Source organism: Erwinia sp. Leaf53 (assembly GCF_001422605.1).
Classification (GTDB): Bacteria; Pseudomonadota; Gammaproteobacteria; order Enterobacterales; family Enterobacteriaceae; genus Erwinia.
Genome location: NZ_LMLK01000022.1, coordinates 237,653 through 264,510, shown reverse-complemented (window position 1 = coordinate 264,510; position 26,858 = coordinate 237,653). Strand labels below are relative to the sequence as shown.

Below are 26,858 nucleotides of genomic sequence, written 5' to 3'. Positions count from 1 at the left end.
AAACATGTCCGTGACCCCTGACCACCCTCAGCAGAACGGTCCGGCCGCCACCGAACGGCGGCTGATGAAAAAACTGTTCCGCCGCCTGATCGCCTTTCTGTTTGTGCTGTTTGTTTTCTCCTTCCTTGACCGGATCAATATCGGCTTTGCCGGTCTGACCATGGGCAAGGATCTCGGGCTCAGCTCCACCCTGTTCGGCCTGGCCGCCGCGCTGTTCTACGTCACCTATGTGCTGTGCGGCATTCCCGGTAATCTGATGCTGGGGATTGTCGGCGCGCGGCGCTGGATCGCCGGAATTATGGTGCTGTGGGGCATCGCCTCCACCTGCACCCTGTTTGCCACTGATGCCACGTCGCTGTATCTGCTGCGCATGCTGGTGGGCATCGCCGAAGCCGGCTTCCTGCCGGGGATCCTCGTCTATCTTACCTGGTGGTTCCCGGCAAAATACCGCGCCCGCGCCAACGCGCTGTTTATGATCGCCATGCCGGTGACCATGATGTTCGGTTCGCTGCTGTCCGGCTATATTCTGGCGCTGGACGGCCTGTGGAACCTGAAAGGCTGGCAGTGGCTGTTTCTGCTGGAGGGCGCACCCTCGGTGCTGCTGGGCGTTGTCACCTGGTTCTTCCTTGACGATCGGCCGCAGCAGGCGCGCTGGCTGCGGCCGGAGGAGAAACGGCTGCTGATCGCACTGCTTGAGCGCGAACGCACCGCGCCGCCCGCCGACGCTGGCGAGGCCAGACCGCCGTGGCGCGAGGTGCTGACGCCGCTGGTGCTGCTTTACACGCTGGCCTACTTCTGCCTTGCCAACACCTTAAGTGCGATCAACATCTGGACGCCGCAGATCCTTAAAAGTGTTAACGCCGGCAGCAGCAATATCGTGATTGGCATGCTGGCCGCCATTCCGCAGCTGGTAACCATTGTGGCGATGATCCTGTGGAGCCGCCGCTCTGACCGCCGCCAGGAGCGCAAGCGCCATACGCTGATCCCTTACCTGTTTGCGGCCGCAGGCTGGCTGCTGGCCTCCGCCACCGCCCATCCGCTGGTACAGCTGCTGGGCATTATCATCGCCTCCTCCGGCTCCTTTACCGCGATGGTGATGTTCTGGACCACCCCGGACCGCGTTATCAGCTTTCAGGCCCGGGCGCTGGCGCTGGCGGCGATCAACGCGGTGGGCAACATCGGCTCGGCGGTCAGCCCGCTGGCGATGGGTATTCTGCACGACGCCACCGGCAGCTTCAACGCCGGGCTGTGGCTGGTGGCCGGGCTGCTGGTGCTGGGCGCAGTGGTACTGAGCCGCATTCCGATGAACGGGGAAGGCCGGCAACCGACGCCGCTGGCCGCGCGGTCGCATCCGTTGCGCTAAGGAGGAGCGATGAGCGCTGGCGGTGACAATATCGATATCAGCAAAGCGTATGACTCAGGCTACGCCGATGCCGAAGTGCACTATGAAACCTTCGCCCGGCTGGCGCACTTCTTCGGCCGCGATATGCACGCGCACTGGCACGATCGCTATTTCCAGCTGCACTATCTCGCCACCGGTAAGATCACCCTGCAGCTGGATGACCATCTCTACGACGTCTGCGCGCCGCTGTTTATCCTGACGCCGCCATCGGTGCCGCACGCGTTTATTACCGAAGCGGACAGCGATGGGCACGTCTTAACGGTGCGCCAGGAGCTGGTGTGGTCGCTGGCGGAAAAGCTGTGGCCGGGTCAGGCGGACACCATCAACCGCGCGGGCGTCTGCCTGTCGCTGGCCGCCTCACCCCTGACGCTGGCCGCGCTGGATCACTACTGGCCGCTGATCGCGGCAGAGTTCAGCGGCGCGGCGGCCGGGCGCGAGCTGGCACTTAACGCGCTGGCGCAGGCGCTGTTTACCCTGCTGCTGCGCGAAGCGCCGCCGTGGGAGCACGGCCCCTGCGGCGTGCGCGGCGAGATGCGTCAGTTTCAGCGCTTTAACCGTATGATCGACCAGCATTATCGTCAGCATCTGGCGGTGCCGGACTACGCCCGTGAGCTGGGCGTCAGCGAATCGCGGCTCACCGGGCTGTGCCGGCGCTTTGCCAACCAGTCGCCGAAACGGCTGATCTTCGAGCGGGTGCTGCGCGAGGCTAAACGCCTGCTGCGCTACAGCAGCGACAGCGTGCACCAGATCGCCTGGGCGCTGGGCTACAAAGATCCGGCCTATTTCGCCCGTTTTTTTCATCGTATGGCGGGCTGCTCGCCGAGCGAGTTCCGCAACCGGTAAGCGCCGGAGCCGGTGAAAAGTACCCGCAATCGCCTGAAACGTCTCTTCCGCACGCCGCCTTGCAGCGCTTAAATCGGTTAACAGAAAAAATCACTCAGATAACAAACCGGACGCTCGCCGAGGCGACGTCGTCACTATAATGAGGCAGAACCATGCAACCTGAAGCCCACCGCTCCGCCAGCAACCGCCCGTTTACCGGCGCCGAGTTCCTTAACAGCCTGCAGGACGGCCGTGAAATCTTTATCTACGGTGAACGGGTCAAAGACGTCACCACCCATCCGGCGTTTCGCAACGCCGCCGCTTCCGTGGCGCAGCTGTACGACGCGCTGCACGCGCCGGAGAGCATCGACCGGCTGTGCTGGCAGACCGATACCGGCAACGGCGGCTACACCCACCGCACCTTCCGCTTTGCCCGCTCGGCGCAGGAGATCCGCCAGCAGCGCGATGCGATCGCCGACTGGTCGCGGCTCAGCTACGGCTGGATGGGCCGCTCGCCGGACTACAAGGCGGCGTTCTGCTGTTCGCTGGGCGCCAACCCGGAGTTCTACGGCGAGTACGCCGACAACGCGCGCCGCTGGTATCAGCGCATTCAGGAAGCCGGCCTCTACTTTAACCACGCCATCGTTAACCCGCCGATCGATCGCCACAAGCCGGCGGACGAGGTGAAAGACGTCTACGTGCAGGTGCAGAAGGAGACCGACGCCGGCATTATCGTCAGCGGCGCCAAGGTGGTGGCCACCAACTCGGCGCTGACCCACTACAACTTTATCGGCTTCGGCTCGGCGCAGGTGATGGGCGACGATCCCAGCTTTGCGCTGATGTTTATCGCGCCGATGGATGCCGACGGCGTTAAGCTGATCTCCCGCGCCTCCTTTGAACTGGTGGCCGGCGCGACCGGATCGCCGTTCGACTATCCGCTCTCCAGCCGCTTTGATGAAAACGACGCGATTCTGGTGATGGATAACGTGCTGATCCCGTGGGAGAACGTGCTGGTCTACCGCGACTTTGACCGCTGCCGCCGCTGGAGCATCGAGGCCGGTTTTGCCCGCCTCTATCCGATGCAGGCCTGCGTGCGGCTGGCGGTGAAGCTTGATTTCATCACCGCGCTGCTGCAGAAAAGCCTCGAATGTACCGGCGTCATTGAGTTTCGCGGCGTGCAGGCGGCGCTGGGCGAAGTGGTGGCGTGGCGCAACCTGTTCTGGTCGCTCAGCGATGCGATGGCCGCAGAAGCACAGCCGTGGAAAAACGGTGCCTGGCTGCCGGATATGCAGGCGATGCAGACCTACCGGGTGATGGCACCCATGGCCTACAGCAAAATCAAAAACATCATTGAGAGCAACGTTGCCAGCGGGCTGATCTACCTGCCTTCCAGCGTGCGTGACCTGAACAACCCGGAGATCGACCGCTATCTGGCGCAGTACGTGCGCGGTTCCAACGGTATGGACCACGAACAGCGTATCAAGATCCTCAAGCTGATGTGGGACGCGATGGGCAGCGAGTTTGGCGGCCGCCACGAGCTGTATGAAATTAACTATGCCGGCAGTCAGGATGAGGTGCGCCTGCAGTGCCTGCGCCACGCGCAGGGCTCGGGCAGCATGAAGGGCATGATGGCGATGGTTGACCGCTGCCTGGCCGACTATGACCGCCACGGCTGGACGGTGCCGCACCTGCACAACAACCACGACATCAGCCAGCTTGACCGTTTACTGAAATAAGGGGGGTTTTTATGTACAGTGAAGAACAGCACCGCCTGAATTTTCGTGAGGCGATGGCCAGCTTACCGGCGGCGGTCAATATTGTGACGACCCAGGGCAGCGCCGGGCGCTGTGGCATTACCGCCACCGCCGTCTGTTCGGTGACCGACACGCCGCCAACGCTGCTGGTGTGCATCAACAGCCGCAGCGCGATGAACCCGGTCTTTACCGGCAATGGGCGGATGTGCGTCAACGTGCTGAACCACCAGCAGGAGGAGATGGCGCGCCACTTTGCCGGCATGACCGAACTGAGTATGGAGCAGCGCTTCGGGCTGGAGGGCTGGCGCGAGGGTGAACTGCAGCAGCCGGTGCTGCAACGGGCGCTGGCCAGCCTGGAGGGTGAGATTCAGCAAATTAATACCATCGGCACCCATCGGGTCTATCTGCTGGAGGTCAGACATATCGCGCTGGCGACGCAGGGCAGCGGGCTGATCTACTTTAAACGCCAGTTCCACGCCACGCCGTACCAGCAGAAACTGGTGACCGTGTAACTTTTCACAGAAAAAACTGCCGTTAGCGGTTACCGCGTTATCCTGGCAAAGCGGATCACCCGCTGAGGACGCTTCAGGCCTCTGCGCAGCCATCAGAAACAGTCCGGGCAGAACATCGGGCCGCTGTATTCACGCATCGGTTGATGCCGCCATCAGATGCCAACGGCCAGACCGTTGCATGGCAGCCTCTTTCAGCTTAATGCCGGAAGAGGCTCACCGGTCAGTTCATCGCGGAACAGCACGCGCGCAACGCGTTGCGCAGCCACCGATGCGCCGGGTCTCGCTCCTTTCTGCCGTGCCAGGCCTGGTGGTAGGTGAATTCCGGCAGCGCCAGCGGCGGCGTAAAGTGACACAGCGACGACGGATAGCGTTGCGCGCTGACCGAACGGCTGGCCACGGTCAGCACCAGGTCGGTGCCGGGGAGCAGATTGACGGCAGCGCTCCAGTGCGGCAGCGCCATGCAGATACGCCGCTGCAGCCCTTTCGCTGCCAGCACCCGTTCGATCTCATCCCGCGCGTCCGGCTTCATCGCCAGCATCACGTGCGGTCTGCCGAGCCACTCATCCAGCGTGAGCGCCCTGCCTGCGGGCAGCGTGTCGCGGTCCGCCATGCAGATAAAGTGCTCGCCAAACAGCGCCTGCTGCTGAATAGCGTCCTCCGCATCCGGGAACACTCCCAGCGCCAGATCCAGCTCGCCCTCCGCCAGCTGCGCCAGCATCAGTTCCCGGCTCGCCTGGCTGATGGCAAGATTAACGCCCGGTGCCGTTTTTCTCAGGTGACGTACCAGCTCAGGCAGCACGATGCGTGCCGCATAGTCCGACATCGCCACCCGGAAGGTGCGCCGCAGCGTAGCCGGATCAAACTCCGCCGCGCCCAGCAGGTCGTTCAGCTCCGCCAGCGCACTGTTCAGCGTCGGTAACAGGCTCTGTGCCCGCGCGGTCAGCGCCATCCGCCCCGCCTGACGAACCAGCAGCGGGTCGTTAAAATGCGTCCGCAGCTGCGCCAGCGCGTGGCTGACCGCCGGCTGGCTTCTGTGCAGCCTGACGGCGGCGCGGGTGACGTGTTTTTCCGTCAGCAGCGCGTGCAGCGTCAGCAGCAGGTTCAGATCTATTCTGCGCAGTTCATCCATATGATGCATACCCATGATGCAGATAAACGATTTCTATAACTATAACTGATAATCCACAATCGCCCCATCACGTCCTTTCCTGATGAGGTTGCCATGCTCAGTAAAACCCTGTTTCTCACCTTCCTGCCCGTCACCATCGCCCTGCTGGCCGGTGCGCTGCTGCCTTTTCAGGCCAGCAGCAACGCCGCCGTCGGTAAAGCGCTGGGGCATCCTTTGTGGGGGGCGCTGGTCTCGCTGGCCGTCAGCGCACTGGTGCTGCTGCCGCTGCTCTGGCTGTTTAAAGTGCCCGCCCCGCGCGTCGCCACCGCGCTGCAGGCCCCCTGGTGGATCTGGATCGGCGGCCTGTTCGGCGCGCTCTACGTGGTCAGCGCCACCGCGTTTGCGCCAAAGCTCGGTGCGGGCAGCTTCCTCGTGCTGGTGGTGGCCGGTCAGATGATCGCCGCGGTACTGGTGGACCATTTTGGCCTGATGAACCTGACGCAGCGGCCGATCAACCTGGTCCGCGTGGCCGGCGTCGCCCTGATACTGGCTGGCGCGTTCTGTATTCACTACGGCGGGCTGAGTAGTGCCGGCCGCAGCGCGCCGGTGGCAGACCAGCGCACGCTGCCGAAGACATTCACTGAAAATTCTGCCAGGCCGCCCTCTTCTGACTGACCCGCTACCGGCAATCCGCACCTGACTCACGTAGCCAGTGAATCATGGCTTCACCGCCTGGCTGGCTCAAAGTACGTTGCGGCCAGGCAAGAAAATACGGTTTGCTGAGCGGCAGGGAAAGATTATCAATCACCACCAGCTCGCCACGCGCCAGTTCCCCTCCAATCAGGCGTCGCTGCCCCAGAAGCAGCCCGGAACCGAGCACTGCGGCATCAATCGCCAGCGAGGTGAGATTGAAGCTGAATGCGGGTTGTGACGGCGGCTCATCCATGCCTCTGGCCTGAAACCAGCTACGCCAGTCAGGCAGGAAACGTCCTTCGTTACCCCAGTCGAGGTGGATCAAAGGTGCATGACTGAGGATGTCTTCATATGAAAAACGCTGTAATAAGGCCGGGCTGGCGACCGGCAGCACCTCATCATGGAACAGCCACTGCTTATCCAGTTGCGGATAACGATCTTCACCAAAACAGATAACAAAATCCGCTGGCATTGCGGCGAAATCGACCTGAGCGTGGGTACCGTGTAACGACAGATCGATATTCGGGCAACGGGCGCGCCAGCCAGCCAGCTGAGGTAACAACCATTTCGACGCCAGCGCCGGTAAGGCATACACCGTCAATCTGGGTACACTGGCCGCCTTGTGGATGTTTTGCTGACCGAGATGCAAAATATCAAAGGCTTCAGTGACATAACGCAGATATTCCTTACCGGTTTCAGTCAGCATTACGCCATTTTGTGTGCGTAAAAACAGGGTACTCCCCAGTTGCTCCTCCAGCTGGCGAATCTGCTGACTGACCGCTGCCGGGGTTAACGCCAGCTGTGCGGCCGCTTTCGCCAGGCTGCCCAGTTCGGAGGCCACTTTAAATGACTGGATGACGCTGATTTTTGGTAATCTTGACGATTGAGCAGGCATTAATTCTTCCTTAACAGGGTATTAAGTATTTATCGTTACGCTGCTTAACAGGTGACGGTTAAAGTAACATCACACCTGTTAACCATGAGAATTGTTGCTATGTCTGGCTCTCTTATTCGTCTGGATCTGCATCCGCTGGTCGATCACGACTGGCGTCAACGCTGTCGTGAACAATTGAACCATTCTGGCGCGCTGGTGCTGCGTCAGTTTTTGCAACCCACGGCCTTACAGGCAATCATCGAAGAAGGCAATGCGCAACGCCATCTGGCTTATCACACCCTCAGCAAACATAACGTTTATCTGATGAAACCTGATGAGGCGTTCAGCCCTGAACACCCACGCAACCGTGATGTGGTCAGCACCAAAGGATGTATCACCGATGATATAATCCCTGCTGAGTCGCCGTTGCGCCAACTTTATAATGATGAGCTGTTCAAAAGTTTCCTGTGCTATGTACTGGGCGAAGAGGCGCTTTACCCCTACGTTGACCCCCTTTCCTCCGTTAATCTGCACTACGCGCCTCACGGCCAGGAACTGGGCTGGCACTTCGACAATTCCTCTTTTGCCATCACCTTGCTGGTACAGAAACCGCTGGCGGGCGGGGTGTTTCAGTACGTGAAAGACCTGCGTGATGCCGATAGCGGAGAGATGAACTTCGCGGGTGTCGAGGCTGTTCTGGATGAACGTAGGCCTGTTGAAGCACTGGCGATTGATGCAGGTGACCTGGTGCTATTTCGTGGTCGTAATTCCCTGCACCGCGTGACCCCGACTGAAGGGGAGATCACGCGGATGCTGGCAGTTCTGGCCTACAATACTCAGCCCGGCATTGCATTATCAGAGACAGCGCGTATGACATTTTACGGAAGAGTGTGAAATCAGGGACCCGGCGTGCAGAAAGATTTACCGCGTGCGGCAGGCTGTAACACAACTCCATAGTGGAAACAGCATCAGACGCCCCGGCAGCGGTGCGCAGGTCAACGCTGAGGATGCGGTTACAGGGTTAAAGAAGAGAGTAGAGAATTCACCCTGACTGATGAACGTCACTCACCAGCCAGGGCTTTCAGCTTATTTTCCCAGAATATTATTCACCGCAGCAACATGCCCGGCCTTATCCCGGTAATTTGAAATGATCTGGATAACAGAGAATTTTTTCCCGGCAACGGCAATCAGGGTGGCCTGCTGCACTTCGTTACCCCCCATATTGCTGGTCGCTTCAACGTGGTAAACCTCAAGCCCCTTGACGTTCTCCGTTTTTTCACTCAGCACGGTGTAAGAGGGAGAAGATTCCTTCTGCTTATCTTTGATGGACTTCATGCCATCCAGAAAATCTTTGTCACTGCCACCACGGGCAATCAGCGGTTTTTCATCTTCATTGACGATCAGCACGCGCTTAGCCTGTTTGTTGACATACATGTTGCCAGGCGCGCCGCCGGGAACAGGCTGAACCACATAGCCTTGCAGGCTGAACAGCTGCTTTCCGTCAAGCAAGGAGACAGTTTCACTACTGGCGGCTGATTTTTCAGTTGCGTCAACGTTGGCAGCTGAAGCTACGTTTATAGTGCAGCCAATCGCCACTGCAAAACTGAGTGCGGTTGCGATTTTTGAGATATTATTTAAGCCCATTCAGTAACTCTCATATTTATAGTTAATTTTCAGTGGATGCGATAATAAAATGACGCCCCTGTCGTAATACAGTGAAAGACCTGTTCAACAGAGTGAAGAATACTGTGTTAACGCCTGACATTTCATTCAGCCTGAATTGATTAACTTAGTTTTTAAGACATTTCCTAATATAACTCCCGTCAGGATCTGTCCAGCACGTGGACTCCCCCTGCTGCAGGGAAAGCCCATGCTGAGCGAGGAGGAAAATCAAAACTGTGGCTTTGTGGTTTTTTTCTCATCCATGTATTTGATAACGGCATTTTGCCAGGCCGGATCGGTCAGGGTGATTTTTGTGCTGCTTTGCTCCAGCTGGGCAGAACCTGATTCGCACCCCATACCCGTCCCGGGGATCGGTTTTTCACACCATAATGGATACATGCTGCTTATTGAGACCGGACCATATTTTGCGAGAGCAGCTTTTTTCATTGCTTCCTGATTTTCATTTGCCCAGGGTATTTCATAGCTAATTAAATCCGCTGCCATAGGATTTATCTTATTATAAGGAACGCGTGGCTGAAAACTTACCTGCATTCTGGTGCCGTCGTTTTCGTAGACAAGATACATCACTTGCTTGCTGCCCGTGATCACCGTCGGTGTCTGATAATCCATTGAGTCAGAAGCGACAATTTTATCGGCTGAGACCCCGAAGTTCTTCTGCATTGCGCTTCGCGCTTCTTCAACGCTCATACCACTCTTCACGCCTGCCACGTCGAAAGATCTTACGTCTACCGGGTGAACAGGATGGGCAGCACTGGCCGGATTAAGCAAAAAAGGCAGGGCTATAAATGTTGCAGGCAGCAGGACAAACAGATTTCTTTTCATTTACGTACCGTTATAGTTAGTTAACTGAATTATTGCTGCACAGAGGTGATCTCTGAGTTATTATGCTAACACTATCATCCCTTTCAGTGCATGTTCATGTGTCGTCGTCGGGCTCATATTTATATTCAGCAGACCATTATATGTCAAGGGCGTGTTAAAAACGCAGTGGGATGTTTCAGGTGCGTACAGATAACCGGAAACTGCGGCTCCTGATGTATCAGTACAGCGGTGAAATAACCATGACAATGCCAGATATCCGCAATAAAGGGATATTTCAGATATGAAATTCCCTAAATGAAAATATACCTGATTGCGTTTACTCCATCGCAGTGTATCCAAAACTGTAAAAAAGCATAACCGCATAGCGGACATTCAATACGTTAGCGCGCCAGGAGCCCGATGATGCTGGCAACCCTCACCGGGTGTTCTACATTAATTTACTGGTGGACACCCATTGTCAGGAGGCACGCTTATGCAACTTTCACTTAACGGCCAGGTGGCATTAATCACCGGTGCCAGCTCCGGCATCGGCTACGGCTGCGCCGGGACGCTGGCCGCCGCCGGGGCCGCGGTGGCGATCAACTATAACCGAAACGCGGAGCCGGCCGTGCAGCTGGCGCAGCAGATTACGGCTAACGGCGGCCAGGCAATTGCCCTTGCCGGCGACGTGGCGAAGGAATCCGACGTGGAGCGCCTGTTTCAGCAGACCGTGGATCGGTTTGGCGGGCTGGATATCCTGGTAGCCAACTCTGGCCTGCAGCGCGACGCCGCCATCGCTGAGATGACGCTGGAGCAGTGGAATACGGTGATTGACGTCAACCTGACCGGGCAGTTTCTCTGCGCGCGGGCGGCGGTGCGCCAGTTCCGTCAGCAGGGCGAACGCCCGTCCGCCGGGCGGGCTCGCGGAAAAATCATTCATATGAGTTCGGTGCACCAGCTGATCCCGTGGGCGGGCCACGTGAACTACGCGGCCTCCAAAGGCGGCATCGACCTGCTGATGCGCAGCCTGGCGCAGGAGATCGGTGAAGAGCGTATCCGGGTCAACGCCGTCGCCCCCGGCGCGATCGCCACCGCGATCAACGTCGATGCCACCCAGGGCGACGCGGCGAAGGCGTTGTTAAAGCTGATCCCCTACGGCCGCATCGGTGAACCGCAGGATATCGCTAACGCGGTGCTGTGGCTGGCCAGCGACCTCTCCGACTACGTGCACGGCACCACGCTGTTTGTCGATGGCGGCATGACGCTCTATCCGGAGTTTCGCGGCAATGGTTAGCCCCTTGCCCTCGGTTACTTCTGCGCCTTACGTAACCCCGCCATTCTCCCCAGAACACCATCGCGCAGGATCAGGCGATGGTACAACGCGGCAAGGATATGTACGGCGATCAGGCCGCAGAGCAGCCATGACAGCGGGCTGTGCAGCGCGTTGGCCGGCGCCACCATCCAGCTGACTTCGACGCCGGTTTTCGGGATCAGCGCAATGCCCCAGGGGCTCCAGCCCTCTCCGTTCCCGTAGGCGCGCAGCAGGGCAATCGCGGGGATCGCCAGCATCAGGAGGTAGAACGCCACGTGAACGGCCTGGCCGACGGCACCCGGCCATCCGGATACGCGGGGCGGGCGGCGGCGGCGGTTGACGAGAACCCAGGCGGCCCGCACGACAACGAAGGCAAGCGTCAGCAGACCGACCGTGCCGTGACTGGGCCCCATCCGCACCAGCCAGTCAACGACAGCGGAGTCGCCAAAGGCCCGCCAGCTGAACACCATCACAAACTGCCAGAGCAGCAGATAAGCCATCCCCCAGTGCAGCACGCGGCTGACCAGACCGTAGCGTGCGGGCGTATCCATCCCCCTGCCACCGGAGCGCCGCTCCAGGGTTTTCACCGTCATTCCCTCTCCCCTTCTGATTTGGCTTATTGCGAAATTACACCACGTCATTCCATGCGTATGGAATACCATCAACGTCAGCGGTTAAGCCTGTATTCACAGGGCTACCGGGCGGACGAACAGACGTCAACGATAAGATAAACCCGCCTGAGAGCGCAAAGGTAATAACGCTGATTGCTTACCGGTAGTGATAAGAAAATTCCTATAAACCCTCAATTCAGGCATAAGTTGAGTAAAAAAACCGAAATTTTGTGTAACTTATAGCGTCAAATTATTAGGAAAAGATACGTTTTTCATTAAGAGGGATTTTTTCATGCTTAACATTAAATCGACCCTGTTACTGTCAGTGATTGCGCTAACCGCATGCGGTGGTGGCGGCGGCGGCGGTGGCGGCGACAGCGAACCGCCGGTAACAACCTCACCGGTTCAGACCGATGATAACACCAGTACCACACCCGCTCTGCCAACGACCCCGGCGACGAGTTATGCCAGCGGCGGCAAACTGGACGGTTACACCTACACGACGCCGGATGGTCGTGAATATGTGATGCGCGGCGGCGGCGTGTTCGTTAGCGGCGTTCGTAATGAAATTTTAGTCCGTGCCGACAATACGCGAGTCACCTCTACCTCCTGGTGTTGCGGCAGTATGAGCTACACCACCTTTGGTACATGGACGAACTACGATACTGATAAGCATGAGGTCTTCTACACCGGTGAAGCCACCGCGACCGCCAGCGTGCCGACGCAGGGTTCAGCGAGCTATACCGGTACCGCGCTGCGCGGAACCGAACGCGGTGATGCCAGCTTCAACGTCGATTTCGCCAGCAAAACCATCAGCGGTACGCTTACCCCAGTGGAAGCGGATAACTTCGGCAGTGAGGTGGCGATGCAGGGCAAAATTTCCAACGGCGGTTTCAGCGGTGATGCACAGTCCGGGGGAGAAAAAGGCACCTTTATCGGCCACTTTATGGGCCCCGCAGCAGAAGAACTGGCCGGCGTGGCACAGTTTACTGACACCAGCAAAAACACCGCCTTCGGTGCCACAAAACAGTAACGCGCTTTCCGGCCAGCCCGTCTGGCCGGTTTTCCAGTGATGGTGATCCCCGTGATGAAAGTTCCCGTTTTAGTGGCATCTCTGCTGCTGTGGCCGTGCAGCTGCGTTTTCGCCGCTCCGCCGGAAACCCGCTACCTCCCTGCTGCCAGCCATTTAGATCGCCTCTCTAAGCAACCCGCAGAAAGCCATCGCGCTGATACGCAGCACATCACCAACCGGGATCTTGTTGCCCGTCCTGAACTGGCGAAAGCCCTGCTCGACGGCGCCGTCACCCAGGGCAGATGGGCAGTCGTGCGTGAAATATTGCCGGTGTATGCCGCCACGCCGCATCCCGATGCGACCCTGGTGCTGTTCGCCGGTGCCGGGCTGGCGCGCAGCGAAGGCCACCACGCGCTGGCTATTGCACGCTACCGGGCCATCCTGAGTGAACATCCCGAGCTGGCCGCCGTGCGTCTGGAACTGGCGCGCACCCTGTATGAAAATAATCAGGTGGATGTTGCGCAGTATCACTTCCGCCGGGTGCTGCAGACCAGTCCACCGGATAACGTTCAGCACATCATCGCTCAGTATCTGGAGCGGATGCAGAAAAAGGGTTCGCTGAGCGGCAGTATTAACCTGAGCTATCTGAACGACAGCAACGTGAATAACGCTTCGTCCGGAGACACTATTCGCATTGGTAACCGGGAATTTATCCGTAATAAAGACAGTTTCCCCCAGCGTGGAGAAGGCGTGTCGTTCAGCGCGGCACTGCAAAAGGATTTACCTCTCTACGATCAGCACAGCCTGCGCTTTCTGGGCACCGTCTACGGTAAAGACTACTGGAATAACCATGATTACGACGATATTACCAGCCGGATTTATGCGGGATATCTGTGGCGCAACTTCCGCCAGCAGTTCGCCGCGCTGCCGTTTTTTGAGAAACGCTGGTACGGAACGGACGCCTACTCTTCCGGCCCCGGAGTCCGGCTGGAATACAGCTATCTGATATCGCCCAAATGGCAGGTCAGCCAGGCACTGGAATATCAGAAGATGGGCTACGACAATCAGGACTATGATTTTCTGCGCGGCTATACGCGCTATGCTTCAACCACGCTTTCCCATGCGCTGAACCCGCGCGTTGCGCTGTCCGGCGGCGTGGATCTCCTCGAGCAGCAAACCAGCACAGCGAGTGAAAGCAATCACCGCGCCGGCGTGCGGGCGGCGGTACAGGTTGATTTGCCGTGGAAGATCTCGTTTTCTGCACTGGGCGCATTTTCACAACGCAACTATGAGGCGGACAGCGATATCTTCACCGTGCGCCGCCGCGATGACGAACAGTTTTACCACCTTGCCGTCTGGCATCGCGACCTGCATTTCCTCGGGCTGATGCCAAAGCTGAACTTCAGTGAGAAGCGGGTTAACAGCAATATCGATTTTTACAGCTATCGCCAGCACAGCATTACGCTGTCAGTGGATAAGCAATTTTAAACGCGAGCAACAATATTATCTGAAAACAAAACAATTAACGCTTATCCGTCATGAAGACGGTCTGCCTGTCGTCTCAGATCTCGTTGAGAGGAGGATAGCCCGTACTTTAACTTAACTGCAGCCGGTCAGCTTAAGCCAGTACCAGCGGGGTGTAAGCGAAACCTGAGGGCAGCGCAGCATGGATAAAATCGTCAGCCAGACGGCCAGTTAATAAAGCCGCCTTCCGGCGGCTTATTCTTCTCAGTGTGGAATTTCCGACACTTCTTTCACATCAGACTGGTTAATCTGCTGCTTGACGCCGTTGGCGTCTTTGTAACCTAACAGCCCGGTTTCCGATTTGGTCGGTTTGCCGTCGCTGACGATGGTGCGCCCGTCGTTGGTATGGATAGCATAACTGGTACGGGTACAGCCGCTTAACGCCGTGCAGGCCACGATGGCCGCAGCAATAGTCATCACAGTTTTATTCATTGCCCCTCTCCTTCACTCAGTTATCAAGTTCACTCATATTTGAAATCCGATCGCGGTTAATTTGCTCGGTTTTTCCGCTCTGGGCATCTTTATAGGAAACCAGCCCGGTTTCATTATCAATCTGTGGCTTTCCGTCGGTGACGATGGTGCGGCCGTCGGTGGTCCTGATCGACTGATTAGATGAACATCCCGTCAACGCTATCAGCGATAGTGACGTAAGGAATACCGCAGTAGCTATTCTGGACTTCATAATGACTCCCTGTAGTGGAATAAATCTTAACTGACCTGTAAAGCATAGACTAATTTTTTCATTCTGCTGGAAAACAGCATATTTGCGCATCTGGATAGAGTGCGAATGATGCGGGAAAACGGTATTCACAGTGCGAGGAAAAAGGCGTTGAGTTGCGGGTGCTTTGAGAAACAACGCTGCGACGGGGCGTCGTGGATGACGCCTCGCTCAGGTGACAGGAGTATGGCTTAGCCGGGCCAGTGAACAATCATTTCACCGCTCAGTGCCGGCCGGGCAAACAGGAACCCCTGGAAGTAACGCGCGCCTGCCGCCTGCAGCCAGGCCCACTCTTCCACCTGTTCCACACCTTCCACAATTACGGTGATCTCCAGCGACGCACAGCAGTTAAGGATCGCCTGCACGATCGCCTGCCTCGCGCCGCTACGGTGGATGCCGGTGATAATTTTTCTATCGATTTTCAGCTTGTCCGGCTGGAACTGCGACAGCAGCGACAGGCCGGCAAAGCCGGCACCAAAGTCATCGATCGCCAGGCTGATCCCCGCCGCTTTCAGCTTATCAATCGCCACCTGAAACTCGGTGAAGTTGGAGATGATCTCATCCTCCGTCACTTCAACCACCACCTGTTCCGGCACCAGTCCCGCGGCGGCGACCAGCGCCAGCAGGCGATCGACACCATCGGGCAGGCTGACCAGCGAACCAGGCAACAGATTCACCGAGACCTTGCGGTTTACCAGACCGATCTGTTTTGCGCGAATAAACGCCGATTCTTTGGAGAGTAAATCTACTTCGTATAATTCATCTTTGGCCATGCTGCTGAACAGATCCTGCGGCGAGCCGCCCGACGGGCTTCTGATTAGCGCTTCAAACGCGATGACCTTTTTTTCGACGGTGTCGACGATCGGCTGGAAAGCAAACGTCCAGCGCCGGCTGGCGGGGCAGATATTCCGCTCATCATGCAGCGGAATGGCCTGCTGATAAAAATCATCCTTGCTGACCGGTGCCACTCTGACGTAGCTGCTTCTGTTTTTATCTTCCAGAAAAGAGCGCAGAAAACGTATCGGCCGGTCTTCATAGGTCTGCGACGAAGTAAAACTGCGCTGCGGCAGAATGGCGCTAAAAACGTCAGCCCGGTCGGCGTTTCTCAGATCGTAGATCTCCATCCCGGTCAGACCGAAGCGGCGCTGAGGCGCGTAATCACGCAGCAGCAGGGTGAAATTATTATGACGGTCGTCGCGGCAGATCCGATGATAAGTGGCGTTGACCGACTCGCGCGGGCCTTCCAGAATCTGGAAAAACGTCCGCCCGTCGAATAACAATATCCCGGTAACCGACACACTTTCATTATTACTGCGCGCACGTTCAATCAATTTTTTTAATGAATCGGCGGACAAGTCATGATGCAGATCGCTTCGGTAGATAAGGGTCGTTAGCATAGTTACTTTCCATTGTACGTGACGCAACGGACGCCCGATGCACAACACATTATACAGCGAAAAATCTAATTCAGCCCCCGCTTTTCAGCCTGACGCAGCGCGTGGTTTGTTTCTCAGTTCAGTATTTTTAATGCCATCTGGATGGTGTCTGACTCGTCCGGGTTGTCTTCAATTTTTCCCACCACCCGCATACCAAAAATCATGCACAGAATCAGCCCGGCGGCCGTCCCGGCGGCGATTTCCGCGGCGATCGAGCCATCCTCCTGTCCAAGACGGATCAGCGAAGTGAGGAAGCTTTTGTTGCGTAATACGGCCTGGCGAATCTGCCCGGCCAGCTCATCGTCAAACACCTGCAGCCCGACCGCGCTGCCCACCACCAGGCAGCCGCGACGCCCTTCAACTTCCCGCGCCGAGTCCAGATAGAACTGCAGCAGTTCGGCCAGTTTTTCCCGGCCACTGGTATAGCGGTCCAGCCGACCACGCAGATCTTTACCGCGATGATAAATATAGCGTTCGAATACGGTCTGAAACAGCGTGCGCTTGTCTTTAAACGCCTTATAAATGCTGCCTGCCGTTAACCCCATTGCCTCGCTGAGATCGGCAATGGATGCGGCGTGATAGCCCTTCTGACGAAAAACCAGCATCGCGCTGTCCAGCGCAAGATCGGTGTCAAACTCCCGCGGGCGCCCCCGATCTCTGCTGGCTGGCGGTTTCTGCGGTGTATTCATCATCGCGGCTCTTTTATGTCGTTTAATGTGGCGATGATAACGTACTTGTGCTGGAGATTCAGCCAGATTTTACCGGCGGTGCGGCGTGGGCGACCGTCACCTAATTACGGGACGGTGCCGGCTATCATTATTTTTTCCCGCTATTCTCACTATGATATAGTGCTGCCGCATCGCTGCTGTTGTAGAATTAAACATCATCAGCCCGCTGATGAACCTTATTTATTCAGGCCGGCGACTCTTTTTTTAATTCAGGTTTAATTATGTCATTGTTTAATTTTCGTATTGTTATACCGGCTCTGCTATGTTGCGCCCTGCTGGGCTGGTGGTTAATTCCGCACCACTCTGCTGAAGATAAAGCCTGGTACGCCGCCGTTTTTTGCACGATTTCTCACGATGACAGTCGTCAGTTTGTTCAGGATATGCAGCGGGTGATAGAAGACGGTAATGCCGATTACGCGCTGCACAGAACCGAATATATTCCCGACCTCGGTAAAAAAGTCGCTGGCGTCTGGCAGACCCTGACGCCCGACGAGCAGCGGGCGGCGAATCTGGATGCGGAAACCTGCCGTCGGCGGATGCAGGCAGGATTGTAACTTCCTCTGAGGTTATCCGTTCATGCCTTGCGGTGTGAAGGTGTGCCCTGTCCCACTGCACTGCCGGTTAGCGTCAGAAAATGCCGGCGGCTGACGCAGCTGTCAGCCCGCCGGCGGTAGCGGATTTACGCCTCGGTTAACCCGGTCTCCACCTCAAACTGCCGGGATTCTCCGGGCGCCAGCGTCAGCAGCGTTCCGGCGCGTTCTGCCGCCAGGTAGCCTTCCGGCCGGCAGGTGGCGGGCAACACGAATGCCGCCACCTGCTGATCGGCATTGTGCAGCAGCCAGCGGGTGGCGTGGCTGAACTGCGCGGTGTCGAAGGTGGTAGAGAACCCGTAGCCCTGCGGCGAGATCAGGCTGAAAGTCACCTGTTCACCGTACTGCGGCAGGTCGTCGGCGAAAAAGACGATCTCCGGGTCACACATCTCCGGCCGGTGCAGCCCGTCGAACCCCTCGGGCTTCTCAGCCAGCTGGCGGGTATACGCCTGCCACTGCGGCGTCGGGCGCACGTGCGCAGGCACCGAGGTTCGGAGCCGGAATGCGCCCTCCGGGATGCTCTGGCTGAAGTGGCCCCCGGCCACCCAGGCGTAGTTCATGTGGCACATGTACTGCAGCGGCATCGGGTTGCCGGAGAGGTTGGTCACCGCCATGGTCATGCGCAGCCGTGGCCGCCCGGCCAGCAGCGTCACCGCCGGCTCCGCACGGTAGCGGTGCCCGAAGCCCTTGATATACTCGACTTCACCGCGCAGCGTCAGCGCCCCCTCTTCCAGCTCAATCCAGGCGCTGTCCATCCGCGCGCAGGCCATCTCTCCATGCAGCGGGTGGCTGTCCTGCGGAGACGGGCAGCCGTTGGCCAGCAGCCCGGAGTGGAAGGCGAAACAGCCGTAGGTGTCGACGATATCTTTACCCGGCAGCGGCTGCTTAAAGCCGCTGCCCATGGTCAGGGTGTGCCCGTCGAAGCTGGCGTCCCAGACCATCTGACCGTAAAACGGCAGCACGGTTACCGTACCGCGGCAGTTAATAAGCTTCACCGCTTCAATACCGGACGGATAACGGAACAGCTCAACGCTGAACGCGTCGTTACTCAGCAGCACCCGCGGTGTTTCAGCGAACAGGGCAGCGTGTAAAGGCAGAATCGTTTTCATCGTGTGGCCTCCACGGCGTTAACGGCGGCAGCACCCGGCTTTTTATGACGCAGCTCGCCGTAGAAGAAGGCCCCGACCCAGGCGAAGCACAGCAGCGACACGCCAAACGCCAGCTGCATCGAGCCGAGAGAATCCGACACCAGCCCCTGTACCGCAGGGATCACGGCGGCGCCGACGATCGCCATCACGATAAAGGCCCCGGCCACTTCGGTATACTTATTGTCCACCGTTGCCAGCGTACCGGCGTAAATGGTCGCCCAGCAGGGTCCGAACAGCACGCTGACCAGCACCGCCGCATAGACCGCGGTAAAGTTAGGCACCAGCATCACGTAGAGCAGCGTGGCCACGCCCGCTATCGAATAGGCGATCAGCACCTTCTCCGCCCGGAAGCGGGTCATCAGGAAGTTCGCGACGAACTTACCGATAAAGAAGCCGATAAAGCTGTAGATCATGTAGTTCGAGGCGTGACGTTCGTTCTCTGCCCCCAGCGTCAGCGCCAGGCGAATGGTGAACGACCAGACCGCCACCTGCATCCCCACGTAGAGGAACTGGGCCACGATGCCGCGTTTAAAGTGGCGGTTTTTCGCCAGGTAGCGGAAGGTTTCACCCAGCCCCGGGCGTTTGTTGTTAACGCTCTGCGGTTTGCAGTGCGGGTAGCGGGTCAGCAGGAACAGCACCATCACCACCACCAGTACCATCACCAGGTACTTATACGGCTCCAGCGTGTGCTCCAGCATGCTCAGGCGGAACTGGTGCAGCTGTTCCGGGTTCATGCCGGCCATCTGGCTCTCCAGGCTGTCGCCCTCCTGAAACACCAGATACTTGCCCAGCACGATGCCCATCAGCGCGCCGACCGGGTAGAAGGTCTGGCTGATGTTAAGGCGCAGCGTGGCGTGATCGCGGTGACCAATCATCGAGCTGTAGGTATTGGCCGCCGTTTCCAGAAAACTCAGGCCGATGGCGATAGCAAAAATCGCCGCCAGGAACATGGTGTAGGTCGCCATATGCGAGGCCGGGTAGAACATCACGCAGCCAGCGATATACAGCGCCAGCCCGATCAGGATGGCGATTTTATAGCTGCTGCTGCGGATCACCAGCGAGGCCGGGATGGCGATCAGGAAGTAGCCGCCGTAGAAGGCGCTCTGCACCAGCGCGCTGGCAAAGTCGCTGAGTTCGAACACGCTTTTAAACTGGGTAATAAGAATATCATTCAGGCTGGCCGCGCAGCCCCACAGCGGAAACAGGCACGACAGCAGGATAAACTGCAACAGCGGCGTCTTATTCAGATAACCGTCGGGCTGCTGGACAATGTTCGTGTGCATGGTAAACCTCAGGCGTTAAGGAAGCGATGAAAGGTCGTGGCATCAGGATACGAAGACTGGGTTCCGCGACCGGTGACGCTGAGGGCGGCGTAAGCGGAGGCTGACCGCATCGCCTGCGCCACGTCGCCGTGCTGCATCAGCCCGTGAGCAAAGCAGCCGATAAAGGCATCGCCCGCGCCGCTGGTGTCGACGGCCTGCACCGGCACCGGCGCTTCGCGGTGCACCCTGTCGCCGTGCATCCACACCGAACCGCGGCCGCCGAGGGTGATAATCAGGTTTTTCAGCCCGCGCGCCAGCAGCGTCTGTCCGGCGTGCAGCACCTGTTCTTCCGTTTCAACCGGCAGGCCGGTGAGGATCTCCAGCTCGGTCTCATTCGGCATAAAGAAGTCGCACTGGCAGGCGTAATCGATATCCAGCCCGGCGACGGCCGGGGCCGGGTTGAGGATAATTTGAATGCCGTGCCGGCGGGCGAAATCGATGGCGTAATAGACGGTGGCCAGCGGGATCTCCAGCTGCAGGACGATTAACCGGCAACGTTTGAGTTGCTCAGCCGCCGCGTCAATATCCGCCGGGGCCAGCCGGGCGTTAGCACCTTTGATAATCAGAATGCGGTTCTGTGAGCGATCGTCAACGAATATCGGCGCCACGCCGCTGGAGGTGCCGGCGGCAACGGTCACGTGCGCCGTGTTGATGCCGTAGCGCTGCAGGTTGGCAACCGTGTTGGCGGCAAACAGATCCTCCCCCACCTTACTGACCATCATCACCTCCGCGCCCAGCTTCGCGGCGGCCACCGCCTGGTTAGCGCCCTTGCCGCCGCAGCCCAGCGCAAAATCGGGCGCTTCCAGCGTTTCCCCGGCTTTTGGCAGGGTATTAGTGTAGGTGATCAGATCGACCATATTGGAACCGATAACAGCGACAGACATCATTTCTCTCCGTGCGAAATTTTTCCCATTAAATGTTATTAAAATCACAACGACAACGATGAGATGTGAGATTTGTGACAGAGATCGCCACTGATAAACCAGTGAATTAGAGAAATAGTCTGAGTGCAGAGAAAGTGAAATGTGAGAATTCTAACAACATCTCATTCTGTAGGGATCATACGAAAACTGCCGGGAGACCGAGGATAGTCGGCAGGGTTGACTTATACCGGTATCTGTCATGACGTGCTCAATAACGAAGGTATCAAGCCATAATGGACTTTTTACGGATATTTATTTCCATATAACTCCAATAGACTCCACATAGACACTAAAAAAAAGGAGCCTTTGATGAGACATAAACGGACCACTTCACCCCATGACGCCATCTTTCGGCAGTTCCTTTCACGGCCTGAAATCGCCCGGGATTTTATTCAACACTATTTACCGCCGGCGTTGCTGGAAAACTGCGATCTCAGCACGCTCCGTCGGGAGCCAGACTCGTTTATTGCGGACGAACTCAGCCTGTACTTTTGCGACATTCTCTATAGCCTGCGCACCAGCAACGGCGAAGGCTACATTTATGTGCTGATCGAGCATCAGAGCTCACCCGACCGCCTGATGGCGTTCAGAATGATGCGTTATGCCATCGCCGCAATGAAGAAACATCTGGATACTGGTCACCGAACGCTGCCTCTGGTGGTGCCGGTGCTCTATTACAACGGTCGCGAGTCGCCCTACCCCGGCCCGCTCGAATGGGCTGAGGAGTTTGATGACCCCGCGCTGGCGTCAGAGCTTTACAACGGCATTTTTCCACTGGTTGACGTCACCGTGATTCCGGATGAAGAAATGCTACAACATGGCCCACTTTCTGCACTGATGTTGATCCAAAAGCATATTCGGAAACAAAACTTGTCAGAAAAACTGGATACTCTGATTGACGCGCTACGTGATGAAAGTACTGACGAAGCGCTGTTCTTATCGCTAACCCACTACATTCTGCAGGCGGGAAGCGCCGATGATGCGGCAGCCTTTGTACGCCGACTGGCAGAACACTTACCCAGACACAAGGAGCAACTGATGACTATTGCAGAACAACTGGAAGCAATCGGCCATGAAAAGGGTTTCAAAGCAGGTCGTGAAGAAGGTCGTGAAGAAGGTCGTGAAGAGGGGCGTGAAAAAGGTCGCGAAGAAGGTCATTTCGAAGCGTTAAAGGAAGTTGCCATTTCTTTACTTCGCAGCGGTTTATCGGTAGAAAAAGTGATGAGCGTAACCGGGTTCAGAAAAGAGTATGTGTTGTCACTGAACGTGTAGACCGGGTTGACTGAGGGCCAGAATGATGCAATCTAAAATCACCTTAATTACCGGGGGATCGCGCGGTATTGGCCGCGCCACCGCGCTACAGCTGGCGGCGGAGGGACATCATATCTGCATTGGCTATCAGTCAAATCACGAGGCTGCGCAGGAGGTCGTCGCGCAGATCCGTGCCGGCGGTGGCACCGCCATCGCCGTGCAGGTGGATATCGCGCAGGAGGATCGGGTGGTAGCGCTGTTTCAGCAGATCGATCGCGAGCTGGGGCCACTGACCGGGCTGGTCAATAACGCCGCGATGATGAAGCCGCAGGCGACCCTCGAGCAGCTGACCGCGCAACGGATCAACGCCGTGCTCGCCACCAACGTCACCGGCAGTTTTCTCTGCGCCCGCGAAGCGGTTAAACGAATGGCGCTGCGCCACGGCGGCCGGGGTGGCGCGATCGTCAACGTCTCCTCTGCCGCCTCGCGGCTCGGCTCTCCCCATGAATATGTTGATTATGCGGCATCAAAAGGTGCCATCGATACGCTGACCACCGGCCTGGCGGTAGAAGTGGCGGCCCAGGGCATCCGCGTTAATGCGGTACGGCCCGGTTTTATCTATACCGATATGCACGCCGACGGCGGCGAACCGGGCCGGGTTGATCGGGTCAAGGCCAGCCTGCCGATGCAGCGCGGCGGCCAGCCGGAAGAGGTGGCGCAGGCGATAGCCTGGCTGTTGTCAGAAAAGGCGTCCTACGTCACCGGGAGTTTTCTCGATCTGGCGGGCGGCAGGTAACACCGCCCGGCAGGTGGCGTCAGCTTCGGCCACAGTAACATCCCGATCTGCGGGCCGGGTAACTGTCACGCATTGAAACCGGCCAGCCCCGGTTAACCTCCCCCGTTAGCCACATCCCCTGCCACGCCGTTATCAACGCCTTTTTGAATCATTAAGATTACACCCAGATAAAAATATGGCTAAAACCCTCTCTAACCCTCTGACAACCAACATATTTACATTTACTTACATTTCCTGTTAAATTCCTTCATGACGCTATAAAACTAAATAATTATTATTTATATTCTCATTTCGTGCTTATCTTGCTTTATGCCCTGGTGGCGCTTTGCAGTGCTGAAACAACGGCAACCGCAACAATAAAAAAAGACCCGGCACGGCTAACCAAAGTCGCTTCCTGACGGAAAAAAACATGCCTTATTGCAGGGAAACCGGCGCTGTTGCGCCTTCGCTCGCCATCGTCCGCCCCTTTAGTGTTTCCTTACTGGCGCTGGCGGTTTCGGCGTCGCTGACGCCCGCTTACGCAGCCGACACGAGCCTCGCGCCCTCCGCTGACGCGGAAATGGTGGTCAACGCCAGCAGCGCTGGCGCGGCAGACGTCGGGCAGGAGCAGCAGGACTACAGCGTAAAAACCACCCGCGCCGGCACCAGAATGCTGCTGACGCCGCGCGACGTGCCGCAGTCGGTCAGCGTGACAACACAACAACGCATGCAGGATCAGCAGCTGGATACCATCGGCGACGTGCTGAATAACACCACCGGCGTTTCGCAGTACATTATCGACAGCGAGCGCGTCAGCTACTTCTCCCGTGGCTTCTACATCAATAACTACACCTTTGACGATATTCCCACCTCGGTCAGCGACGAGTGGAACTTCGGCGATGCCGCCGGCGATACCGCCACCTTCGAGCGCATTGAGGTGGTGCGCGGTGCGACCGGGCTGATGACCGGTGCCGGTAACCCGGGCGCGTCGGTCAATATGGTACGCAGGCGCGCCGACAGCAAAACCTTTACCGGTGCGTTATCCGCCAGCTACGGCAGCTGGAACAGACAGCGCTACGTGGCCGATCTCTCCGGCCCGCTGAATGAGGCGGGCAGCGTGCGCGGCCGGGTGGTCACCGGCTATCAGGACCAGGACAGCTGGCTGGATCGCTACCACAAGAGCAAAAAGTTCCTCTACGCCGTTGTCGACGCCGACGTGGGTGACAGCACCACCCTCTCGCTGGGCTATGACTATTCAGACAGCAGCACCGCCAGTCCCACCTGGGGCGGGCTGCCGACCTGGTACAGCGACGGTTCGCGCACCCGTTACGATCGCAGCACTAACTCCGCCGCCGACTGGACCCACTACTACCTTGAGTCGCGCAAGCTGCTGGCCTCCGCCAGCCACGACTTCAGCAACGGCTGGGCCCTGCGCGTTAACGGCACCCACAGCGAAACCACCTTCGACAGCAGGCTGCTCTACAGCTCCGGCTTCCCGGATATCACCAGCGGAGAAGGGATGTCCGGCTACGGCAGCCTGGATAAGGGAAAACGCAGGCTGGACTCGGTGGACAGCTTTGCCAGCGGGCCGTTTGAGCTGCTGGGCCGCCAGCATCAGCTGCTGACCGGCGTCAGCTACAGCCGCCAGAGCAACGTCTATTACAGCGCATCTAATGCAGAGGATGTGGCGGCCTTCGGCGACGGCTGGGATGGCAACGTGGCTGAACCGGCGTGGGGCGACTGGTCGGTCACCTCTGATGATGTGATCCGCCAGAAATCAGCTTATACCGCCGCGCGCTTCTCGCTGGCCGATCCGCTGGCGCTAATCCTCGGCGCGCGCTACACGCAGTACAGCGCCAACGGCACCACCGCCGCAATGCGCAAGAACAACCTGACGCCGTACGGCGGGCTGGTTTACGACCTCAACGAGTCGTGGTCGGCTTACGCCAGCTACACCTCAATTTTCCAGCCGCAGACCTCGCGCACCGCGGGCAGCAACTACCTGGCACCGGCCACCGGCAAAAACTATGAAACTGGTCTGAAGTCGGCGTGGCTGGACGGTCGCCTGACCGCCACCCTTTCCGTGTTCCGCATTGAGCAGGACAATCTGGCACAGGCCGATGGCGATAAGACGGTGGGAGATTCCAGCGAGCAGGCGTATTACGCCGCAAAAGGCGTGGTGAGCAAGGGCGCGGAGTTCGAACTGAACGGCGCGCTGACCGACAACCTGCAGATGACCTTTGGCGCGGCGCGTTACGTGGCAAAAGACGCCAGCGGCGCGCGCCCCAACGCCTTTGCCCCGCAGACCACCTTTAAACTGTTCAGCAGCTACAACCTGCCGATGCTGTCGCAGCTGACCGTCGGCGGCGGGGTTTACTGGCAGGATCGCACCTACCAGGACGCCACGGGGCCTTCCGGCGACACCCAGCGGGTGTTCCAGGGCAGCTACCCGCTGGCGAACCTGTTTGCCCGCTTTCAGGTGACGAAGCAGCTGGGCGTGCAGGCTAACGTCGACAACCTGTTCGATCGCGAATATTACGCCTACACCAGCGACTATGCGGTGTACGGCGAACCGCGTAACGTCTCGGTCAGCCTGAGCTACAAGTTCTGACACGTTGTTCCCCCGGTTTTCCCCGGGGGAAACCTGCCATGTCGCGATGAGACGCACTGAGCGGCGGAAGCAGATGCCGCACTTTGCGCATCCCCCCTGATCTGTTCATTCTCCTGAAAAAACGCCAGATCACCCGATAACCTTAAAGGCAGCGCAGGCCGTCTTTCTCTCTCCATCTGTTATAAAGACCCACGCTCACCTCTCAGTACTTACTATGCGGTGTCTGTGACGGGATCCGCTCTGCTCAGCGGTTCGCGGCGATAATCGCCAGCCGGGTAAACCCGCGCTGCTCCAGCTGCATCGCGGCCTGCGCGGCGCGGATGCCGCTGGCGCACACCAGCACGATACGTCGATCGCCGGGCGGCTGCCAGGCGGCCAGCTGCGGCGGCAACAGCCGCACCACTTCCTCCTCTGCCGCAATGCTCTGAGGCGCCTCTTCATGACCGCGCAGCTCAACGATGCAATCCGTTGCCTCCAGCAGCTGGCGGTCGATAAACGGCACCGCCGTCGCAGCCGGTTCTTCAGCACCATCGAAGCGGAAGCGGCGAAAGTGCCACTGCACAAAATCGCAGTTGAGCAGGCAGCCGAGCGGCGAAGGCTGCAGGCCGAGCAACACGCTCAGCGCCATCTGCGCCTGCAGCGCGCCGAGGGTGGCGACCGCCGGGCCCATCACCCCGGCGGTGTTGCAGTTGCCCGCCGCTTTCGGCAGCTGCGGAAACAGCGCGCGATAGCTGGGTGCGCCGCCGCAGAAGCCGCCCACGTATCCCTGGCGGCCGAGAACCGACGCGCTGACCAGCGGAATGCCGCGCGGCTGGCAGGCGTCCGACAGCTGATAGGTGATGGCAAAGTTATCTGCCGCGTCGACGACCAGATCGATGCCGTGCAGCGCCGCTTCAACGCCGCTGGCGCTCAGCGCCTGCAGTCGGACATCAACCTCACAGTCGGGATTACGCGCCCGCAGCGCATCACCCGTCCGCAGCGCTTTCGGCTGGCCGATATCCTGCAGCGTAAACAGCGTCTGCCGGTGCAGATTATGCTCTTCCACCACGTCGCCGTCGTAGAGCCGAAGATAACCCACCCCGGCCCCGGCCAGCAGCGGCAGCAGCGTGCTGCCCAGCCCGCCGGCACCGACCACCAGCACCCGCGCCTGCGCCAGCTTCTGCTGCCCGGCCTCGCCCACTTCCGGCAGCATCGACTGCCGTTGATAACGACTCATATGTCCCGATCCCCGATTAATCGCCGCCCTGT

Annotated in this window: 26 protein-coding genes; 13 read left to right on the top strand and 13 right to left on the bottom strand. The window is 58.3% G+C overall.

All coding sequences use genetic code 11. The annotated features are described in order from the left end of the window. Positions 1-4: 4 nt before the first annotated feature. The 4 genes from hpaX to hpaC all read left to right on the top strand — a co-directional run bounded on the left by hpaX (position 5) and on the right by hpaC (position 4,490). Positions 5-1,363 (top strand): 4-hydroxyphenylacetate permease, encoded by a 1,359-nt coding sequence (gene hpaX / locus ASF13_RS14980; RefSeq protein ID WP_056237734.1) that lies wholly within the window; start codon positions 5-7, stop codon positions 1,361-1,363. 9 nt (positions 1,364-1,372) lie between these two features. After that, positions 1,373-2,245, top strand: a complete 873-nt coding sequence (gene hpaA, locus ASF13_RS14975; protein WP_056237729.1) for a 4-hydroxyphenylacetate catabolism regulatory protein HpaA — start codon at positions 1,373-1,375, stop codon at positions 2,243-2,245. A gap of 152 nt (positions 2,246-2,397) precedes the next feature. Then, complete coding sequence (gene hpaB / locus ASF13_RS14970) at positions 2,398-3,960, top strand: 4-hydroxyphenylacetate 3-monooxygenase, oxygenase component (protein WP_056237726.1); 1,563 nt, start codon at positions 2,398-2,400, stop codon at positions 3,958-3,960. Between the two features lie 11 nt (positions 3,961-3,971). Further along, positions 3,972-4,490, top strand: coding sequence for a 4-hydroxyphenylacetate 3-monooxygenase, reductase component (hpaC, locus tag ASF13_RS14965; protein WP_056237724.1), 519 nt, complete (start codon positions 3,972-3,974; stop codon positions 4,488-4,490). A gap of 220 nt (positions 4,491-4,710) precedes the next feature. Here the strand turns inward: hpaC and ASF13_RS14960 are convergent, their stop codons facing one another. Then, positions 4,711-5,619, bottom strand: coding sequence for a LysR family transcriptional regulator (locus ASF13_RS14960; protein ID WP_056238426.1), 909 nt, complete (start codon positions 5,617-5,619; stop codon positions 4,711-4,713). Between the two features lie 93 nt (positions 5,620-5,712). On the opposite strand from ASF13_RS14960, the gene ASF13_RS14955 reads away from it, so the two are divergent. Then, on the top strand, positions 5,713-6,273 hold the full coding sequence (locus tag ASF13_RS14955) for a DMT family transporter (RefSeq protein ID WP_056237722.1): 561 nt from the start codon (positions 5,713-5,715) through the stop codon (positions 6,271-6,273). 4 nt (positions 6,274-6,277) lie between these two features. On the opposite strand, the gene ASF13_RS14950 is transcribed toward ASF13_RS14955, so the two are convergent. Further along, positions 6,278-7,186, bottom strand: a complete 909-nt coding sequence (locus ASF13_RS14950) for a LysR substrate-binding domain-containing protein (protein ID WP_056237718.1) — start codon at positions 7,184-7,186, stop codon at positions 6,278-6,280. Positions 7,187-7,285: 99 nt separating this feature from the next. Here ASF13_RS14950 and ASF13_RS14945 point away from each other — a divergent pair, with 99 nt between their 5' ends. Next, positions 7,286-8,059 (top strand): 2OG-Fe(II) oxygenase family protein, encoded by a 774-nt coding sequence (locus ASF13_RS14945; protein WP_056237716.1) that lies wholly within the window; start codon positions 7,286-7,288, stop codon positions 8,057-8,059. Between the two features lie 192 nt (positions 8,060-8,251). Here ASF13_RS14945 and ASF13_RS14940 read toward each other — a convergent pair whose 3' ends face one another. Further along, positions 8,252-8,809 (bottom strand): hypothetical protein, encoded by a 558-nt coding sequence (locus tag ASF13_RS14940; protein ID WP_233208890.1) that lies wholly within the window; start codon positions 8,807-8,809, stop codon positions 8,252-8,254. A 246-nt stretch (positions 8,810-9,055) separates the two neighbouring features. Next, positions 9,056-9,670, bottom strand: coding sequence for a hypothetical protein (locus ASF13_RS14935; RefSeq protein WP_056237714.1), 615 nt, complete (start codon positions 9,668-9,670; stop codon positions 9,056-9,058). Between the two features lie 472 nt (positions 9,671-10,142). On the opposite strand from ASF13_RS14935, the gene ASF13_RS14930 reads away from it, so the two are divergent. After that, positions 10,143-10,943, top strand: coding sequence for a glucose 1-dehydrogenase (locus ASF13_RS14930; protein WP_056237712.1), 801 nt, complete (start codon positions 10,143-10,145; stop codon positions 10,941-10,943). Positions 10,944-10,957: 14 nt separating this feature from the next. Here the strand turns inward: ASF13_RS14930 and ASF13_RS14925 are convergent, their stop codons facing one another. Then, entirely contained in the window at positions 10,958-11,554 is a 597-nt protein-coding gene (locus ASF13_RS14925) for a cytochrome b (protein WP_072166388.1), read from the bottom strand. 310 nt (positions 11,555-11,864) lie between these two features. On the opposite strand from ASF13_RS14925, the gene ASF13_RS14920 reads away from it, so the two are divergent. After that, positions 11,865-12,605 carry a Slam-dependent surface lipoprotein gene (locus tag ASF13_RS14920; RefSeq protein WP_056237709.1) on the top strand — a complete coding sequence of 247 codons (741 nt, stop codon included), beginning with the start codon at positions 11,865-11,867 and terminating at the stop codon, positions 12,603-12,605. Positions 12,606-12,659: 54 nt separating this feature from the next. Then, positions 12,660-14,072: a porin family protein gene (locus ASF13_RS14915; RefSeq protein ID WP_162237198.1), complete on the top strand. Its 1,413-nt coding sequence runs from the start codon at positions 12,660-12,662 to the stop codon at positions 14,070-14,072. Between the two features lie 240 nt (positions 14,073-14,312). Here the strand turns inward: ASF13_RS14915 and ASF13_RS14910 are convergent, their stop codons facing one another. The 4 genes from ASF13_RS14910 to ASF13_RS14895 all read right to left on the bottom strand — a co-directional run bounded on the left by ASF13_RS14910 (position 14,313) and on the right by ASF13_RS14895 (position 16,951). After that, a complete protein-coding gene (locus ASF13_RS14910; protein ID WP_056237705.1) occupies positions 14,313-14,540 on the bottom strand; it encodes a YgdI/YgdR family lipoprotein in 228 nt (75 codons plus the stop codon). 16 nt (positions 14,541-14,556) lie between these two features. After that, the gene (locus tag ASF13_RS14905; protein WP_056237702.1) at positions 14,557-14,790 is read right to left on the bottom strand and encodes a YgdI/YgdR family lipoprotein; all 234 of its coding nucleotides are present in this window, start codon (positions 14,788-14,790) and stop codon (positions 14,557-14,559) included. Positions 14,791-15,017: 227 nt separating this feature from the next. Next, positions 15,018-16,223, bottom strand: coding sequence for a diguanylate phosphodiesterase (locus ASF13_RS14900; RefSeq protein WP_056237701.1), 1,206 nt, complete (start codon positions 16,221-16,223; stop codon positions 15,018-15,020). Between the two features lie 113 nt (positions 16,224-16,336). After that, a complete protein-coding gene (locus ASF13_RS14895; protein ID WP_056238420.1) occupies positions 16,337-16,951 on the bottom strand; it encodes a TetR/AcrR family transcriptional regulator in 615 nt (204 codons plus the stop codon). A gap of 260 nt (positions 16,952-17,211) precedes the next feature. On the opposite strand from ASF13_RS14895, the gene ASF13_RS14890 reads away from it, so the two are divergent. Continuing rightward, entirely contained in the window at positions 17,212-17,544 is a 333-nt protein-coding gene (locus ASF13_RS14890; RefSeq protein WP_056237699.1) for a hypothetical protein, read from the top strand. Between the two features lie 125 nt (positions 17,545-17,669). On the opposite strand, the gene ASF13_RS14885 is transcribed toward ASF13_RS14890, so the two are convergent. From ASF13_RS14885 to rbsK, 3 genes are read right to left on the bottom strand one after another with little or no spacing between them, the layout of a single operon-like run. Further along, complete coding sequence (locus ASF13_RS14885) at positions 17,670-18,689, bottom strand: aldose 1-epimerase family protein (RefSeq protein WP_056237697.1); 1,020 nt, start codon at positions 18,687-18,689, stop codon at positions 17,670-17,672. Continuing rightward, positions 18,686-20,011 (bottom strand): L-fucose:H+ symporter permease, encoded by a 1,326-nt coding sequence (fucP, locus tag ASF13_RS14880; RefSeq protein ID WP_056237695.1) that lies wholly within the window; start codon positions 20,009-20,011, stop codon positions 18,686-18,688. Before fucP ends, ASF13_RS14885 begins: the two co-directional genes overlap by 4 nt. Positions 20,012-20,019: 8 nt before the next feature. Further along, positions 20,020-20,934, bottom strand: a complete 915-nt coding sequence (gene rbsK, locus ASF13_RS14875; protein WP_056237694.1) for a ribokinase — start codon at positions 20,932-20,934, stop codon at positions 20,020-20,022. Positions 20,935-21,282: 348 nt separating this feature from the next. On the opposite strand from rbsK, the gene ASF13_RS14870 reads away from it, so the two are divergent. The 3 genes from ASF13_RS14870 (at position 21,283) to fhuE (ending at position 25,610) form a co-directional block, all read left to right on the top strand. Continuing rightward, complete coding sequence (locus tag ASF13_RS14870) at positions 21,283-22,245, top strand: Rpn family recombination-promoting nuclease/putative transposase (RefSeq protein WP_056237692.1); 963 nt, start codon at positions 21,283-21,285, stop codon at positions 22,243-22,245. Positions 22,246-22,270: 25 nt separating this feature from the next. Then, positions 22,271-23,020: an SDR family oxidoreductase gene (locus ASF13_RS14865; RefSeq protein ID WP_056238417.1), complete on the top strand. Its 750-nt coding sequence runs from the start codon at positions 22,271-22,273 to the stop codon at positions 23,018-23,020. A gap of 409 nt (positions 23,021-23,429) precedes the next feature. Beyond that, on the top strand, positions 23,430-25,610 hold the full coding sequence (gene fhuE / locus ASF13_RS14860; protein WP_056237689.1) for a ferric-rhodotorulic acid/ferric-coprogen receptor FhuE: 2,181 nt from the start codon (positions 23,430-23,432) through the stop codon (positions 25,608-25,610). Between the two features lie 244 nt (positions 25,611-25,854). Here fhuE and ASF13_RS14855 read toward each other — a convergent pair whose 3' ends face one another. Further along, positions 25,855-26,826 carry a HesA/MoeB/ThiF family protein gene (locus tag ASF13_RS14855; protein WP_056237687.1) on the bottom strand — a complete coding sequence of 324 codons (972 nt, stop codon included), beginning with the start codon at positions 26,824-26,826 and terminating at the stop codon, positions 25,855-25,857. Between the last annotated feature and the right edge of the window lie 32 nt (positions 26,827-26,858).